A 20,401-nucleotide genomic window follows, 5' to 3' on the forward strand; every position below is an offset into this window, starting at 1 on the left:
TGAGGCTTAAATCATGTTTTTTAGACCGTCAAAAAAACGTAACCGTCAAAAAATTAGCAGCTTAGAGAAGAGAATCGCCATAGAAAAACGCATGCTCTTTGATGCGGCTGCACTGATCACAACCGCTGAAGTTAGTACTCAATCTGATGGGGATACAAGTGAAGCGAACGGTACGGAAAGTAAGGTTTCACAGACTGAAAATCAACAAATTTCTGATTTGTTAAGCACGGTAGGTTCAGATCAGAGCCAACAATTATACGTAATTGATGCAAGCTTACCTGACTTAAATGCAATAGAAGAACAAATCCCCGATGGCAGTCAGATTTTATACATCTCCGCCAATGAGAGTGGCGTTGATTTGCTGAGCGACTTTCTCACTGATAATGGCGCCGATTATTCCGCTGTGCATATTCTTACCCATGCCAGTTCAGAAGGCTCATTTGAGTTGGGTACAGACAGCATTAACCAAGACACCATACTTTCCTTGTATCATGAACAATTACAAAATTGGTCGCAATCTTTAAGTAGTGATGCAGATGTCTTTATTTACGGTTGTGATTTGGCACAGTCCGAGGCTGGTCAAAACACACTGCTAGCTTTGAGTAATGTATTGTCTGCAGATATTGCTGCCTCCGATGATACTACAGGTGTTGATGGTGATTGGGACTTGGAATATATCCTTGGTGAGGTAGAGCAGCCGAGTTTAGCGGTGGAAAATTGGCAAAGTAATCTATTGCTCTTAGATGTTGATGATATTGTTGATGGCGCGGTGTCCTCATTGGATGGTTTATTAACGATAAACTTACCGACACTGACGCCGGTTTCAGAAGATCAAGGTATTATTTCTCTAAGTGAAGGCGGTAATTCAATCAGCGTTGGTAATTTGAACAGTAATGCTGTTGAAGTGACACTCTTGGTACCAAAGGAATTAGGCAATCTCAGTTTCAATGATGACCCACAATCTTTAAATGTCGAGGTTTCGACTGACCAAGAAACCGGTCTTGTCACGCTTAAAGGCGCATCGGATGATGTGAATACGTTATTGGCCGGTCTGCTGTATACACCAGAAGAAGATTACAATGGCCCAGTCAACCTTACGGTTAGTTTAACGGCACTAAGTGATGCTCTATTACCATTACTTGATCTTTCACTTCAACCTATAGATTCATTATCGATCACACTGCCTATCATTGAGATTGCTGCGGTAGTGGACATCGTCGATGATTCCATTGTGGTTGTTGGCAACGATGCTGTTAGTTTTAACGTCTTAGCCAATGATACCTTTGAGAATTTAGATGCGACAGTAACGGCCGTTACCCAACCTCAAAATGGCGAAGTATCAATAGGTAATAATGGCGTTATTATCTACACCCCCAATGCCGACTATCATGGTTCAGACTCATTTGATTATACCGTCACAAGCGGCGGTGTAACTGAAACAGCAACCGTATATGTTGACGTTATCAACCAGAATGTTAATCCACAAATTACGCTTCCGGTAGATTTGTCAGTGGCAGAAGAACAAACGATCGTCTTTTCTTCTACTAATACTAACGCGATCTCGGTGAATGATCTCAATGGCGACCTTTTAACGGTGACCCTATCAACGAGTGATGGTGTCGTGTCGTTATCACAGTTAACGGGGTTAACGTTGCTTGCTGGTACGGGGACAAATGATAGCTCGGTCACCTTTTCTGGTTCGATCAGTGATATCAATGCCGCATTGGAAGGGTTGTCGTTAACCCCAAATGCGGACTTTTTCGGACAGACGTCTCTAGCTATTGAGGTTAGTGATGGTGAATTGACGGTGAATGACAGCGTCGGACTGACTTACAGCGGCGTTACTGATGGTGTTGAAGATTCAGTGCGAGCCACGACAAACGCCTCAATTGAATTCTCACCCCTTAGTAATGATAACTTTGAGAATACCGCGGTCATTACGGCAGTGGGAAGTGCGGCAAATGGAACCGTGACACTGGGTGAAAATAACCAGGTAACTTACACCCCAGAGGCTGATTTTTCGGGTCAAGACAGTTTTACTTATGCGGTGACTTCCGGCGGGGCTGTTGAAATTGTCAATGTCGAAGTGTTAGTGGGTAACCAAGACAGCTTTGATCTGATTGACTTAGGGTTACTACAGCTCAATGATGGGCAACTGGTTTTACTTGATACTTCATTGGGTTTTGTCGATTCGGGCATTATTGGATTAAATGCTTACAGCGCAGTCGGATTGCCCGATGGGCTCGCAATTGACTCTGTCACTGGTATCATAAGTGGGGTGTTGGCTGCGGATGCATCAACGGCAATAACGAACGGTTCATATGATGTTACCGTTACTGCTCAAAACTTGCTTGGTGATAGTGTCGATCTTGATTTGACATTGAATGTTGTCAATCCACCTCCTTTGGTGTCGACTGGTGTTAGCTTAAATGCGTTAGAAGATCAAAACTTAAATATTGATATTCTTGCCAATGCATCTGATCCCGATGGTGATACGATTACCATTGATAATAATTCAGTCACAGCTGTTAACGGTACCGTGTCTGTACTTGAAGATGGTACTTTTGACTATCAGCCTAATGCCAATTTTAATGGTATTGATACGATTAATTACACGGTAGTTGACTCTGATGGGGCGACAACCGATGGTGTAATCAATGTTGTCGTCACTGCTGTCGTAGACTTACCGACTATTTCTATTCCAACTATCGATGTGTTTGATGAAGATACGCCATTGGTTTTTGCTGATGTACTTGGTCAACAAATCTCGATTGGCGATATCGATGGAGATATTTTAGAAGTCGAGTTAAACGTACCACTTGGCAGCTTATCTTTTAGTGAGACGGTTAACGTCGATATCAGTGAGTCAACGGGAGCCAATCAAGAGCAAATATTAACTCTGTCTGGTTCGGCCGCTGATATTGAAGTGGCTTTGAACAAATTAGTCTATACGCCAGGTGCGGACTATAACGGAGAAGTCACCATTGATGTCGCTCTTGGTCAATTAGGGCAGGCTTTATCTGTAACGGCTGAAATTCCACTCGGAATTAGAGCCGTGGCCGATATTGTTGATGATACCTATTCAGTACAGGAGCAAGGTAGCCTGAGCGTTAATGTTCTCGATAATGATACCTTCGAGAATGAGACAAGAACTGTCAAAGAATACACTACCTCGGCCTATGGTACTGTCAGTATAGATTCTAGTGGCAATCTCAACTATACACCCAATGTCGGTTTTACGGGCGATGATATCATTACTTATACGGTTGAATCGAACGGTACATTAGAAACAGCAAGTATTACGATTTCAGTGATTGCAAATCAGGCTCCTGATGCCGTTGATGATACTGCAACAACTAATGAAGATACCGCCGTCATTATCGATGTCTTATCGAATGATAGCGATGTTGAAGGTCAATCGTTAACGATCACTCAAGTGAGTCTCGTTAGTGGCGAAGGCAGTATTTCTATTGTAAATAACCAATTGGTTTTTACCCCATCAACAAACTTCAATGGCACTGCAACAATTAACTATACCGTGAGTGATGGTATGGATACGTCGACAGCGCTAGTCACAGTTATGGTTAATCCTGTCAACGATGGTCCGCAGGCGGTGAATGATAATGCTACCACCGCTGAAGAAACCGTAGTGACCATTGATGTGTTGGCCAACGATACAGACGTGGATGGCGATACCTTGACCATCAGCGACGCCAGTGTACCTCCCGAGCAAGGCAGCGTGGCGATCGTCAATGGCCAGCTTGAATTTACCCCGGCGGCCGATTTTGTCGGCAATGCGAGTATCAGCTACACCATCAGTGATGGCACGGCGACCTCAAGCGCGGTGGCCACCGTGGTGGTGACCAACGTCAATGACGGTCCGGTGGCGAGTGACGACACCGGTAGCACCAACGAAGATACAACGGTGACCTTAGATGTCTTAGCCAATGACACCGATGCCGATGGTAATGCCTTGACTATTTCAAGCGTGAGTATTGGTGAGGGGCAAGGCAGTGTGTCGATTGTCGACAATGAAATTGTTTACACGCCGGCAGCCAACTTTAACGGCACGGCTAACATCAGCTACACCATCAGCGATGGCACGACTACCGATACGGCGAACGTGACTGTCACCGTTGTGGCGGTCAACGATGGCCCGCAGGCAGTGAATGATAATGCTACCACCGCTGAAGAAACCGTAGTGACCATTGATGTGTTGGCCAACGATACAGACGTGGATGGCGATACCTTGACCATCAGCGACGCCAGTGTACCTCCCGAGCAAGGCAGCGTGGCGATCGTCAATGGCCAGCTTGAATTTACCCCGGCGGCCGATTTTGTCGGCAATGCGAGTATCAGCTACACCATCAGTGATGGCACGGCGACCTCAAGCGCGGTGGCCACCGTGGTGGTGACCAACGTCAATGACGGTCCGGTGGCGAGTGACGACACCGGTAGCACCAACGAAGATACAACGGTGACCTTAGATGTCTTAGCCAATGACACCGATGCCGATGGCAATGCCTTGACTATTTCAAGCGTGAGTATTGGTGAGGGGCAAGGCAGTGTGACGATCGTCGATAATGAAATTGTCTACACGCCGGCAACAAACTTTAACGGCACCGCCAACATTAGCTACACGGTCAGCGATGGTACCACCACGGATACGGCGAACGTGACCGTGACGGTCGTGGCGGTCAACGATGGCCCGCAGGCGGTGAATGATAATGCTACCACCGCTGAAGAAACCGTAGTGACCATTGATGTGTTGGCCAACGATACAGACGTGGATGGCGATACCTTGACCATTAGCGACGCCAGTGTACCTCCCGAGCAAGGCAGCGTGGCGATCGTCAATGGCCAGCTTGAATTTACCCCGGCGGCCGATTTTGTCGGCAATGCGAGTATCAGCTACACCATCAGTGATGGCACGGCGACCTCAAGTGCGGTGGCTACCGTGGTGGTGACCAACGTCAATGACGGTCCGGTGGCGAACGACGACACCGGTAGCACCAACGAAGACACAGCGGTGACCTTAGATGTCTTAGCTAACGACACCGATGCCGATGGCAATGCCTTGACCATTTCAAGCGTGAGTATTGGTGAGGGGCAAGGCAGTGTGACGATTGTTGAGAATCAAATTGTTTACACGCCGGCAGCAAACTTTAACGGCACGGCCAATATCAGCTACACCATCAGTGATGGCACGACTACCGATACGGCGAATGTGACCGTGACGGTCATGGCGGTCAATGATGGCCCGCAGGCGGTGAATGATAATGCTACCACCGCAGAAGAAACCGTGGTGACCATTGATGTGTTGGCCAACGACACGGACGTGGATGGCGATACCTTGACCATTAGCGACGCCATTGTACCTCCCGAGCAAGGCAGCGTGGCGATCGTCAATGGCCAGCTTGAATTTACCCCGGCGGCCGATTTTGTCGGCAATGCGAGTATCAGCTACACCATCAGTGATGGCACGGCGACCTCAAGTGCGGTGGCCACCGTGGTGGTGACCAACGTCAACGATGGCCCGGTGGCGAGTGACGACACCGGCAGTACCAACGAAGACACAGCGGTGACCTTAGATGTCTTAGCTAACGACACCGATGCCGATGGCAATGCCTTGACCATTTCAGACGTCACTATCGCTGAAGGACAAGGCAGCGTGGCGATTGTCGACAATGAAATTGTCTACACGCCGGCAGCAAACTTTAACGGCACCGCCAACATCAGCTACACGGTCAGCGATGGCACCACCACGGATACGGCGAACGTGACCGTGACCGTCGTGGCGGTCAACGATGGCCCGCAGGCAGTGAATGATAATGCTACCACCGCTGAAGAAACCGTGGTGACCATTGATGTGTTGGCCAACGATACAGACGTGGATGGCGATACCTTGACCATTAGCGACGCCAGTGTACCTCCCGAGCAAGGCAGCGTGGCGATCGTCAATGGCCAGCTTGAATTTACCCCGGCGGCCGATTTTGTCGGCAATGCGAGTATCAGCTACACCATCAGTGATGGCACGGCGACCTCAAGCGCGGTGGCCACCGTGGTGGTGACCAACGTCAACGATGGCCCGGTGGCGAACGACGACACCGGTAGCACCAACGAAGATACAGCGGTGACCTTAGATGTCTTAGCCAATGACACCGATGCTGATGGCAATACTTTGACCATTTCAGACGTCACTATCGCTGAAGGGCAAGGCAGCGTGTCGATTGTGGACAATGAAATTGTCTACACCCCAGCGACCAACTTCAACGGCACCGCCAACATCAGCTACACGGTCAGTGATGGCACGACTACCGATACGGCGAACGTGACCGTTACCGTTGTGGCGGTCAACGATGGCCCGCAGGCGGTGAATGATAATGCTACCACCGCTGAAGAAACCGTGGTGACCATTGATGTATTGGCCAACGATACAGACGTGGATGGCGATACCTTGACCATTAGCGACGCCAGTGTACCTCCCGAGCAAGGCAGCGTGGCGATCGTCAATGGCCAGCTTGAATTTACCCCGGCGGCCGATTTTGTCGGCAATGCGAGTATCAGCTACACCATCAGTGATGGCACGGCGACCTCAAGTGCGGTGGCCACCGTGGTGGTGACCAACGTTAATGACGGTCCGGTGGCGAGTGACGACACCGGTAGCACCAACGAAGACACAACGGTGACCTTAGATGTCTTAGCTAACGACACCGATGCCGATGGCAATGCCTTGACTATTTCAAGCGTGAGTATTGGTGAGGGGCAAGGCAGTGTGACGATTGTGGACAATCAAATCGTCTACACGCCGGCGGAAAACTTCAATGGCACCGCCAACATTAGCTACACGGTCAGCGATGGCACGACTACCGATACGGCGAACGTGACTGTCACCGTTGTGGCGGTCAACGATGGCCCGCAGGCGGTGAATGATAATGCTACCACCGCTGAAGAAACCGTGGTGACCATTGATGTATTGGCCAACGATACAGACGTGGATGGCGATACCTTGACCATTAGCGACGCCAGTGTACCTCCTGAGCAAGGCAGCGTGGCGATCGTCAATGGCCAGCTTGAATTTACCCCGGCGGCCGATTTTGTCGGCAATGCGAGTATCAGCTACACCATCAGTGATGGCACGGCGACCTCAAGCGCGGTGGCCACCGTGGTGGTGACCAACGTCAATGACGGTCCGGTGGCGAGTGACGACACCGGTAGCACCAACGAAGATACAACGGTGACCTTAGATGTCTTAGCCAATGACACCGATGCCGATGGCAATGCCTTGACTATTTCAAGCGTGAGTATTGGTGAGGGGCAAGGCAGTGTGACGATCGTCGATAATGAAATTGTCTACACGCCGGCAACAAACTTTAACGGCACCGCCAACATTAGCTACACGGTCAGCGATGGTACCACCACGGATACGGCGAACGTGACCGTGACGGTCGTGGCGGTCAACGATGGCCCGCAGGCGGTGAATGATAATGCTACCACCGCTGAAGAAACCGTAGTGACCATTGATGTGTTGGCCAACGATACAGACGTGGATGGCGATACCTTGACCATCAGCGACGCCAGTGTACCTCCCGAGCAAGGCAGCGTGGCGATCGTCAATGGCCAGCTTGAATTTACCCCGGCGGCCGATTTTGTCGGCAATGCGAGTATCAGCTACACCATCAGTGATGGCACGGCGACCTCAAGCGCGGTGGCCACCGTGGTGGTGACCAACGTCAATGACGGTCCGGTGGCGAGTGACGACACCGGTAGCACCAACGAAGATACAACGGTGACCTTAGATGTCTTAGCCAATGACACCGATGCCGATGGTAATGCCTTGACTATTTCAAGCGTGAGTATTGGTGAGGGGCAAGGCAGTGTGTCGATTGTCGACAATGAAATTGTTTACACGCCGGCAGCCAACTTTAACGGCACGGCTAACATCAGCTACACCATCAGCGATGGCACGACTACCGATACGGCGAACGTGACTGTCACCGTTGTGGCGGTCAACGATGGCCCGCAGGCAGTGAATGATAATGCTACCACCGCTGAAGAAACCGTAGTGACCATTGATGTGTTGGCCAACGATACAGACGTGGATGGCGATACCTTGACCATCAGCGACGCCAGTGTACCTCCCGAGCAAGGCAGCGTGGCGATCGTCAATGGCCAGCTTGAATTTACCCCGGCGGCCGATTTTGTCGGCAATGCGAGTATCAGCTACACCATCAGTGATGGCACGGCGACCTCAAGTGCGGTGGCCACCGTGGTGGTGACCAACGTCAATGACGGCCCGGTGGCGAGTGACGACACCGGTAGCACCAACGAAGACACAACGGTGACCTTAGATGTCTTAGCTAACGACACCGATGCCGATGGCAATGCCTTGACTATTTCAAGCGTGAGTATTGGTGAGGGGCAAGGCAGTGTGACGATTGTGGACAATCAAATCGTCTACACGCCGGCGGAAAACTTCAACGGCACCGCCAACATCAGCTACACGGTCAGCGATGGCACGACTACCGATACGGCGAACGTGACTGTTACCGTTGTGGCGGTCAATGACACGCCGGTGGTGACCAGTGATACTGAAGTCACTACTCAAGAAGAAACGACAGTCCGCATTGATGTCTTGGCCAATGTTCAAGACGTTGATGGCGATACGGTGTCGATCACCGAGGTGAGTGTGCCGACCGAGCAAGGTACAGCAACGATCGTTGATGGCGAAATCGAGTTTACCCCAGCCGAGAACTTCACCGGCAATGCAACCATCAGTTACACCGTGAGTGATGGCGCAGACACGGCGACAGGCAGTGCAGTAGTCGTGGTGACCAACGTCAATGACGGCCCGGTGGCGAGTGACGACACCGGTAGCACCAACGAAGATACATCGGTCACCTTAGATGTCTTAGCCAATGACACCGATGCCGATGGTAATGCCTTGACCATTTCAAGCGTGAGTATTGGTGAGGGGCAAGGCAGTGTGACGATTGTGGACAATCAAATCGTCTACACGCCGGCGGAAAACTTCAACGGCACCGCCAACATCAGCTACACGGTCAGCGATGGCACTACTACCGATACGGCGAACGTGACTGTTACCGTTGTGGCGGTCAATGACGCGCCGGTGGTGACCAGTGATACTGAAGTCACTACTCAAGAAGAAACGACAGTACGCATTGATGTCTTGGCCAATGTTCAAGACGTTGATGGCGATACGGTGTCGATCACCGAGGTGAGTGTGCCGACCGAGCAAGGTACAGCAACGATCGTTGATGGCGAAATCGAGTTTACCCCAGCCGAGAACTTCACCGGCAATGCAACCATCAGTTACACCGTGAGTGATGGCGCAGACACGGCGACAGGCAGTGCAGTAGTGGTGGTAACCAACGTCAATGACGGCCCGGTGGCGAGTGACGACACCGGTAGCACCAACGAAGACGCGGCGGTGACCTTAGATGTTCTGGCTAATGACACCGATGCCGATGGTAATGCCTTGACTATTTCAGGCGTCACCATCGCTGAAGGGCAAGGCAGTGCGGCGATTGTTGATAATCAAATTGTCTACACGCCAGCAGCCAACTTTAACGGCACGGCTAACATCAGCTACACGGTCAGTGATGGCACGACCACGGATACGGCGAACGTGACTGTTACCGTTGTGGCGGTCAATGACGCGCCGGTTGTTATCAGTGATACGACAGAGTCTACGACTATAAGTACGTCAGTCACTATAGATGTACTAGTAAATGTAACTGACCCTGATAATGACACATTAACATTAGAAAGTGTTAATGTTCCTACTGACGAAGGCACTGTTATAATCGATAATAATGTTATCGAATATACACCTGCCTTGGGATTTACTGGTAATGCAAATATAACTTACACAGTTAGTGATGGACAAGAGAGCACTAATGGTAATGCGGTAGTTATAGTTAATGCTGGTATTAATCAGTCCCCCAATGCCAATGATGACACCGGTAGCACCAACGAAGACACAGTGGTGACCTTAGATGTTTTAGCTAACGACACCGATGCCGATGGCAATGCTTTGACCATTTCAGGCGTGACCATTGCTGAAGGGCAAGGCAGTGTGGCGATCGTCGATAACCAAATCGTCTACACGCCAGCGACCAACTTCAACGGCACGGCTAATATCAGCTACACCATCAGTGATGGCACGACTACCGATACAGCAACGGCGACTGTTACTGTCGTGGCGGTCAATGACGCGCCGGTAGTCACCAGTGATACTGAAGTCACTACTCAAGAAGAAACCACAGTCCGCATTGATGTCTTGGCCAATGCCCAAGACGTCGATGGCGATACGGTGTCGATCACCGAGGTGAGTGTGCCGACCGAGCAAGGTACGGCAACGATCGTTGATGGTGAAATCGAGTTCACCCCTGCAGTGGACTTCACCGGCAATGTCACCATCAGTTACACCGTGAGTGATGGCGCAGAGACGGCGACAGGCAGTGCGGTGGTGGTAGTTACCAACGTCAATGACGGCCCGGTCGCTAACGACGACACCGGCAGCACCAACGAAGACGCGGCGGTGACCTTAGATGTGTTGGCTAACGACACCGATGCCGATGGCAATGTCTTGACCGTTTCAGGCGTGACCATCGCTGAAGGGCAAGGCAGTGTGGCGATTGTTGATAATCAAATTGTCTACACGCCGGCGACCAACTTCAACGGCACGGCTAATATCAGCTACACCATCAGTGATGGCACGACCACGGATACGGCGAACGTGACTGTTACCGTTGTGGCGGTCAATGACGCGCCGGTAGTCACCAGTGATAGCGAAGTGACCACGCAAGAGGAGACCACGGTTAGCATTGATGTTTTGGCTAATGTTCAAGACGTTGATGGCGATAGCCTGTCGATCACCGAGGTGAGTGTGCCAGCCGAGCAAGGCACGGCAACGATCGTCAATGGTGAAATTGAATTTACCCCCGCTGAGAACTTCATCGGCAATGTCACCATCAGTTACACCGTGAGTGATGGCTCAGAGACGGCGACAGGCAGTGCGGTAGTGGTGGTGACCAACGTCAATGATGGCCCGGTCGCAAACGACGACACCGGCAGCACCAACGAAGACACGGCGGTGACCCTAGATGTCCTGGCTAACGACACTGATGCCGATGGCAATGCCTTGACCGTTTCAGGCGTGACCATTGCTGAAGGGCAAGGCAGTGTGGCGATTGTCAATAATCAAATCGTCTACACGCCAGCGACCAACTTCAACGGCACGGCTAATATCAGCTACACCATCAGTGATGGCACGACTACCGATACAGCAACGGCGACTGTTACTGTCGTGGCGGTCAATGACGCGCCGGTAGTCACCAGTGATACTGAAGTCACTACTCAAGAAGACACCACAGTCCGCATTGATGTCTTGGCCAATGTTCAAGACGTTGATGGCGATAGCGTGTCGATCACCGAGGTGAGTGTGCCAGCCGAACAAGGTACGGCAACGATCGTCAATGGTGAAATTGAATTTACCCCCGCTGAGAACTTCACCGGTAATGCCACCATCAGTTATACCGTGAGTGATGGTACAGACACGGCAACGGGCAGCGCGGTGGTCGTGGTGACCAACGTCAATGACGGCCCAGTCGCAAACGACTATACCGGCAGCACCAACGAAGACACGGCAGTGACCTTAGATGTCCTGGCTAACGACACCGATGCCGATGGCAATGCCTTGACCATTTCAGGCGTGACCATCGCTGAAGGGCAAGGCAGTGTGGCGATTGTCGATAACCAAATCGTCTACACCCCAGCGACCAACTTTAACGGCACCGCTAACATCAGCTACACCGTCAGTGATGGCACCACCACGGATACAGCGAATGTGACTGTCACCGTCGTGGCGGTCAATGACGCTCCAACAGTCACCAGTGATAGCGAAGTGACCACGCAAGAGGAGACCACCATTAGCATTGATGTCTTGGCCAATGTCCAGGACGTTGATGACGATACGGTGTCGATCACCGAGGTGAGTGTGCCAGCCGAGCAAGGTACGGCAACAGTCGTTAATGGTGAAATCGAGTTTACCCCCGCAGTGGACTTCACCGGCAATGCCACCATCAGTTACACCGTGAGTGATGGCTCAGAGACGGCGACAGGCAGTGCGGTGGTCGTAGTGACCAACGTCAATGACGGCCCAGTCGCAAACGACGATACCGGCAGCACCAACGAAGACACGGCAGTGACCTTAGATGTCCTGGCTAACGACACCGATGCCGATGGCAATGCCTTGACCATTTCAGGCGTGACCATCGCTGAAGGGCAAGGCAGTGTGGCGATTGTCGATAACCAAATCGTCTACACCCCAGCGACCAACTTTAACGGCACCGCTAACATCAGCTACACCATCAGCGACGGCACGACTACCGATACGGCGAACGTGACTGTTACCGTTGTGGCGGTCAATGACGCTCCAACAGTGACCAGCGATAGCGAAGTGACCACGCAAGAAGAGACCACGGTTAGCATTGATGTGTTGGCAAATGTTCAAGATGTCGATGGCGATAATGTGTCGATCACTGAGGTGAGTGTGCCAGCCGAACAAGGTACGGCAACGATCGTCAATGGTGAAATCGAGTTTACCCCCGCTGAGAACTTCACCGGTAATGCCACCATCAGTTATACCGTGAGTGATGGTACAGACACGGCAACGGGCAGCGCGGTGGTCGTGGTGACCAACGTCAATGACGGTCCGGTGGCGAGTGACGACACCGGTAGTACTAACGAAGATACATCGGTCACCTTAGATGTATTAGCCAACGACACCGATGCCGATGGCAATGCCTTGACCATTTCAGGCGTGACCATCGCTGAAGGGCAAGGTAGCGTGTCGATTGTTGATAATCAAATTGTCTACACGCCGGCAGCTAACTTTAACGGCACCGCTAACATCAGCTACACCATCAGCGACGGCACTACTACGGATACGGCGAACGTGACTGTCACCGTCGTGGCGGTCAATGACGCGCCAGTAGTCACCAGTGATACTGAAGTCACTACTCAAGAAGACACCACAGTCCGCATTGATGTTTTGGCCAATGTTCAAGACGTCGATGGCGATAATGTGTCGATCACCGAGGTGAGTGTGCCGCCCGAGCAAGGTACGGCAACGATCGTCAATGGTGAAATCGAATTCACCCCCGCCGAGAACTTCACCGGCAATGCCACCATCAGTTATACCGTTACCGATGGCACAGAGACGGCGACGGGCAGTGCGGTGGTGGTAGTGACCAATGTTAATGACGGCCCAGTGGCGAACGACGACACCGGCAGCACCAACGAAGACACGGCAGTTACCTTAGATGTGTTGGCTAACGACACCGATGCCGATGGCAATGCGTTGACGCTCAGCGGCGTGACCATTGCCGATGGGCAAGGCAGTGTGGTGATCGTCGATAACCAAATCGTCTACACGCCGGCAGCAAACTTTAATGGCACGGCTAATATCAGCTACACGGTCAGCGATGGCACTACTACCGATACGGCGAACGTGACTGTTACCGTTGTGGCGGTCAATGACGCGCCGGTAGTCACCAGTGATAGCGAAGTGACCACGCAAGAAGAGACCACCATTAGCATTGATGTCTTGGCCAATGTTCAAGACGTCGATGGCGATAGCGTGTCGATCACTGAGGTGAGTGTGCCGCCCGAGCAAGGCACGGCAACGATCGTCAATGGTGAAATTGAATTTACCCCCGCTGAGAACTTCATCGGCAATGCCACCATCAGTTATACCGTGAGTGATGGTCAGGCTGATGCCACGGGCAGTGCGGTGGTCGTGGTGACCAACGTCAATGACGGTCCGGTGGCGAGTGACGACACCGGTAGTACTAACGAAGATACATCGGTCACCTTAGATGTATTAGCCAACGACACCGATGCCGATGGCAATGCCTTGACCATTTCAGGCGTGACCATCGCTGAAGGGCAAGGTAGCGTGTCGATTGTTGATAATCAAATTGTCTACACGCCGGCAGCTAACTTTAACGGCACCGCTAACATCAGCTACACCATCAGCGACGGCACTACTACGGATACGGCGAACGTGACTGTCACCGTCGTGGCGGTCAATGACGCGCCAGTAGTCACCAGTGATACTGAAGTCACTACTCAAGAAGACACCACAGTCCGCATTGATGTCTTGGCCAATGTCCAAGATGTTGATGGCGATAGCGTGTCGATCACCGAGGTGAGTGTGCCGGTTGAGCAAGGCAGCGTAGCGATCGTCAATGGTGAAATCGAGTTTACCCCCGTTGAGAACTTCACCGGTAATGCCACCATCAGTTATACCGTGAGTGATGGCTCAGAGACGGCGACAGGCAGTGCGGTGGTCGTGGTGACCAACGTCAATGACGGTCCGGTGGCGAGCGACGACACCGGCAGCACCAACGAAGACACGGCAGTGACCTTAGATGTCCTGGCTAACGACACCGATGCCGATGGCAATGCGTTGACGCTCAGCGGCGTGACCATTGCCGATGGGCAAGGCAGTGTGGTGATCGTCGATAACCAAATCGTCTACACGCCGGCAGCAAACTTTAATGGCACGGCTAATATCAGCTACACGGTCAGCGATGGCACTACTACCGATACGGCGAACGTGACTGTTACCGTTGTGGCGGTCAATGACGCGCCGGTAGTCACCAGTGATAGCGAAGTGACCACGCAAGAAGAGACCACCATTAGCATTGATGTCTTGGCCAATGTTCAAGACGTCGATGGCGATAGCGTGTCGATCACTGAGGTGAGTGTGCCAGCCGAACAAGGTACGGCAACGATCGTCAATGGTGAAATTGAATTCACCCCCGCTGAGAACTTCACCGGTAATGCCACCATCAGTTATACCGTGAGTGATGGTACAGACACGGCAACGGGCAGCGCGGTGGTCGTGGTGACCAACGTCAATGACGGCCCAGTCGCAAACGACGATACCGGCAGCACCAACGAAGACACGGCAGTGACCTTAGATGTCCTGGCTAACGACACCGATGCCGATGGCAATGCCTTGACCATTTCAGGCGTGACCATCGCTGAAGGGCAAGGCAGTGTGGCGATTGTCGATAACCAAATCGTCTACACACCGGCAGCAAACTTTAACGGCACCGCTAACATCAGCTACACCGTCAGTGATGGCACCACCACGGATACAGCGAATGTGACTGTCACCGTCGTGGCGGTCAATGACGCGCCAGTAGTCACCAGTGATACTGAAGTCACTACTCAAGAAGACACCACAGTCCGCATTGATGTCTTGGCCAATGTCCAAGATGTTGATGGCGATAGCGTGTCGATCACCGAGGTGAGTGTGCCGGTTGAGCAAGGCAGCGTAGCGATCGTCAATGGTGAAATCGAGTTTACCCCCGTTGAGAACTTCACCGGTAATGCCACCATCAGTTATACCGTGAGTGATGGCTCAGAGACGGCGACAGGCAGTGCGGTGGTCGTAGTGACCAACGTCAATGACGGCCCAGTCGCAAACGACGATACCGGCAGCACCAACGAAGACACGGCAGTGACCTTAGATGTCCTGGCTAACGACACCGATGCCGATGGCAATGCCTTGACCATTTCAGGCGTCACCATCGCTGAAGGGCAAGGCAGTGTGGCGATTGTCGATAACCAAATCGTCTACACCCCAGCGACCAACTTTAACGGCACCGCTAACATCAGCTACACCGTCAGTGATGGCACCACCACGGATACAGCGAATGTGACTGTCACCGTCGTGGCGGTCAATGACGCTCCAACAGTCACCAGTGATAGCGAAGTGACCACGCAAGAGGAGACCACCATTAGCATTGATGTCTTGGCCAATGTCCAGGACGTTGATGGCGATACGGTGTCGATCACCGAGGTGAGTGTGCCAGCCGAGCAAGGTACGGCAACAGTCGTTAATGGTGAAATCGAGTTTACCCCCGCAGTGGACTTCACCGGCAATGCCACCATCAGTTATACCGTGAGTGATGGCTCAGAGACGGCGACAGGCAGTGCGGTGGTCGTAGTGACCAACGTCAATGACGGCCCGGTCGTAAACGACGACACCGGCAGCACCAACGAAGATACATCGGTCACCTTAGATGTCTTAGCCAATGACACCGATGCCGATGGCAATGCGTTGACGCTCAGCGGCGTGAGTATTGCTGAAGGGCAAGGTAGCGTGTCGATTGTTGATAATCAAATTGTCTACACGCCGGCAGCTAACTTTAACGGCACCGCTAACATCAGCTACACCATCAGCGACGGCACTACTACGGATACGGCGAACGTGACTGTCACCGTCGTGGCGGTCAATGACGCGCCAGTAGTCACCAGTGATACTGAAGTCACTACTCAAGAAGACACCACAGTCCGCATTGATGTCTTGGCCAATGTCCAAGATGTTGATGGCGATAGCGTGTCGATTACCGAGGTGAGTGTGCCGGTTGAGCAAGGCAGCGTAGCGATCGTCAATGGTGAAATCGAGTTTACCCCCGTTGAGAACTTCACCGGCAATGCCACCATCAGTTATACCGTGAGTGATGGCTCAGAGACGGCGACAGGCAGTGCGGTGGTCGTGGTGACCAACGTCAATGACGGTCCGGTGGCGAGCGACGACACCGGCAGCACCAACGAAGACACGGCAGTTACCTTAGATGTGTTGGCTAACGACACCGATGCCGATGGCAATGCGTTGACCATTTCAGGCGTGACCATCGCTGAAGGGCAAGGCAGTGTGGCGATTGTCGACAATCAAATCGTCTACACGCCGGCAGCCAACTTTAACGGCACCGCTAACATCAGCTACACGGTCAGCGATGGCACTACTACCGATACGGCGAACGTGACTGTTACCGTTGTGGCGGTCAATGACGCGCCGGTGGTGACCAGTGATAGCGAAGTGACCACGCAAGAAGAGACCACCATTAGCATTGATGTCTTGGCCAATGTTCAAGACGTCGATGGCGATAGCGTGTCGATCACTGAGGTGAGTGTGCCAGCCGAACAAGGTACGGCAACAATCGTTGATGGCGAAATCGAGTTCACCCCCGCAGTGGACTTCACCGGCAATGTCACCATCAGTTACACCGTGAGTGATGGTCAGGCTGATGCCACGGGCAGTGCGGTGGTCGTGGTGACCAACGTCAATGATGGCCCGGTCGCAAACGACGACACCGGCAGCACCAACGAAGACACGGCAGTGACCTTAGATGTCCTGGCTAACGACACCGATGCCGATGGCAATGCCTTGACCATTTCAGGCGTGACCATCGCTGAAGGGCAAGGCAGTGTGGCGATTGTCGACAATCAAATCGTCTACACGCCAGCAGCCAACTTTAACGGCACCGCTAACATCAGCTACACGGTCAGTGATGGCACCACCACGGATACGGCGAATGTGACTGTGACCGTCGTGGCGGTCAATGACTCGCCGGTGGTGACCAGCGATAGCGAAGTGACCACGCAAGAAGAGACCACGGTTAGCATTGATGTTTTGGCCAATGTTCAAGACGTCGATGGCGATAGCGTGTCGATCACCGAGGTGAGTGTGCCAACCGAGCAAGGTACGGCAACGATCGTCAATGGTGAAATCGAGTTTACCCCCGCAGTGGACTTCACCGGTAATGCCACCATCAGTTACACCGTGAGTGATGGCGCAGACACGGCGACAGGCAGTGCAGTAGTCGTGGTGACCAACGTCAATGACGGCCCGGTGGCGAGTGACGACACCGGTAGTACTAACGAAGATACATCGGTCACCTTAGATGTCTTAGCCAACGACACCGATGCCGATGGCAATGCCTTGACCATTTCAAGCGTCACCATCGCTGAAGGGCAAGGTAGCGTGTCGATTGTTGATAATCAAATTGTCTATACGCCGGCAGCTAACTTTAACGGCACCGCTAACATCAGCTACACCATCAGCGACGGCACTACTACGGATACGGCGAACGTGACTGTCACCGTCGTGGCGGTCAATGACGCGCCAGTAGTCACCAGTGATACTGAAGTCACTACTCAAGAAGACACCACAGTCCGCATTGATGTCTTGGCCAATGTCCAAGATGTTGATGGCGATAGCGTGTCGATCACCGAGGTGAGTGTGCCGGTTGAGCAAGGCAGCGTAGCGATCGTCAATGGTGAAATCGAGTTTACCCCCGTTGAGAACTTCACCGGTAATGCCACCATCAGTTATACCGTGAGTGATGGCTCAGAGACGGCGACAGGCAGTGCGGTGGTCGTGGTGACCAACGTCAATGACGGTCCGGTGGCGAGCGACGACACCGGCAGCACCAACGAAGACACGGCAGTGACCTTAGATGTGTTGGCTAACGACACCGATGCCGATGGCAATGTGTTGACGCTCAGCGCCGTGAGTATTGCTGAAGGGCAAGGTAGCGTGTCGATTGTTGATAATCAAATTGTCTACACGCCGGCAGCCAACTTTAACGGCACCGCTAACATCACTTACACGGTCAGTGATGGCACCACCACCGATACAGCGAATGTGACTGTCACCGTCGTGGCGGTCAATGACGCTCCAACAGTGACCAGCGATAGCGAAGTGACCACGCAAGAAGAGACCACGGTTAGCATTGATGTCTTGGCCAATGTCCAAGACGTGGATGGCGATACCTTGACCATAAGCGACGCCAGTGTACCTCCCGAGCAAGGCAGCGTGGCGATCGTCAATGGCCAGCTTGAATTTACCCCGGCGGCCGATTTTGTCGGCAATGCGAGTATCAGCTACACCATCAGTGATGGCACGGCGACCTCAAGCGCGGTGGCCACCGTAGTGGTGACCAACGTCAATGACGGTCCGGTGGCGAGTGACGACACCGGTAGTACTAACGAAGATACAACGGTGACCTTAGATGTCTTAGCTAACGACACCGATGCCGATGCCGATGCCGATGCCGATGGCAATGCGTTGACGCTCAGCAGCGTGAGTATTGCTGAAGGGCAAGGCAGTGTGGCGATTGTCGATAACCAAATCATCTACACCCCAGCGACCAACTTTAACGGCACGGCTAACATCAGCTACACCGTCAGTGATGGCACCACCACCGATACAGCGAACGTGACTGTCACCGTCGTGGCGGCTAATGACGCTCCAACAGTGACCAGCGATAGCGAAGTGACCACACAAGAAGAGACCACCATTAGCATTGATGTCTTGGCCAATGTTCAAGACGTCGATGGCGATAATGTGTCGATCACTGAGGTGAGTGTGCCAGCCGAGCAAGGCAGCGTAACGATCGTTAATGATCAGATAGCTTTCACACCTGCGGAAAACTATAACGGTGAAGTCACCATTAATTACATTGTTAGTGATGGTACCAATCAAGTTGAAGCCAGCACCAAAGTTATTGTTTTATCAGTGGATGATATTCCAGTGGCCAATACTGATAGTGTTGAAATATTGGAAGACAGTAGCGTTCTGATCGATGTATTAGCCAATGATGTCGATAATGACGGTGATAGTTTATCTCTTACCACGGTATTTGTTGAGTCTAATACGGGCGAGGTATCCATCGAAAACGGACAGATTCGTTATACTCCAACCGAAAACTTCAATGGTTTAGCTCAAATTACTTATAACATGACAGATGGCACGAGTACTGTTAGCGGTACAGTATCGGTATTGGTTCAAGGTGTGAATGACAGTGTTGTGGTTAACAATAATGAGCCACTCGTAATCGACCAAAGCGAGTTGATAACTATCGATATTACAGAGTTTGTCACAGATCCAGATGGTAACAACTTTGAGATTAATAATGTCAATAGTGGCAATGGCATTGTAAGTGGTATCAATGGCAGCGAGTTTAGTTACCAATCAGATGGTGTGTTTGTTGGTAATGATATTATTGAAATCCAATTTACCGATTCAGATGGAAATGAAGAAGTCGTCACATTAACCATTGAAGTGAACCCACCTGTTACAGTTTCAACAGTCAATGTACTGCAAAATAGCATTGAGGCTGTGACTGAAACACAAGTGTTATATGACCAAATTGCTGAATATGATCCCTTAATCTTAGAAGCGGTAAATGGCGTTAATCAATTGGGAGGAATAACCGATTTATCGGGTGATGTTTCTACATTAACTGCTTTGAATACCATTCAGTCACTGGCCGGCATTGATACGGTATTAAATGCTGATCAAGATCTCACTTCGATAATAAATACCCTAGAAAGTGAAGGAATTATCGATGATGTTCAGTTGTTAGATGAGATCTTGACTACACTCAATCAAGGTGAAGATATAAATGAAGTTATTGCAAATGAATTAGATACAGAAGAGCAAATCAATGAAATTGTTACAAGTAAATTGAGTGAACTATCAAAAATAATAAAATTATTAAGTTAATATTAA

1 protein-coding gene is annotated in these 20,401 nt (G+C 51.5%); it reads left to right on the forward strand.

Annotated elements, in window-relative coordinates; all coding sequences use genetic code 11:
• Positions 1 to 13: 13 nt before the first annotated feature.
• Complete coding sequence (locus tag AB0763_RS05445; protein WP_368643925.1) at positions 14 to 20,395, forward strand: tandem-95 repeat protein; 20,382 nt, start codon at positions 14 to 16, stop codon at positions 20,393 to 20,395.
• Positions 20,396 to 20,401 lie beyond the last annotated feature (6 nt).

Origin of the sequence: Vibrio sp. HB236076, assembly GCF_040957575.1 — a bacterium.
GTDB lineage: Bacteria > Pseudomonadota > Gammaproteobacteria > Enterobacterales > Vibrionaceae > Vibrio.

What these genes read in the sequence shown, in the direction of transcription:
- AB0763_RS05445 (WP_368643925.1), top strand. Translation starts at nt 14, where the DNA reads ATGTTTTTTAGACCGTCAAAAAAACGTAACCGTCAAAAAATTAGCAGC.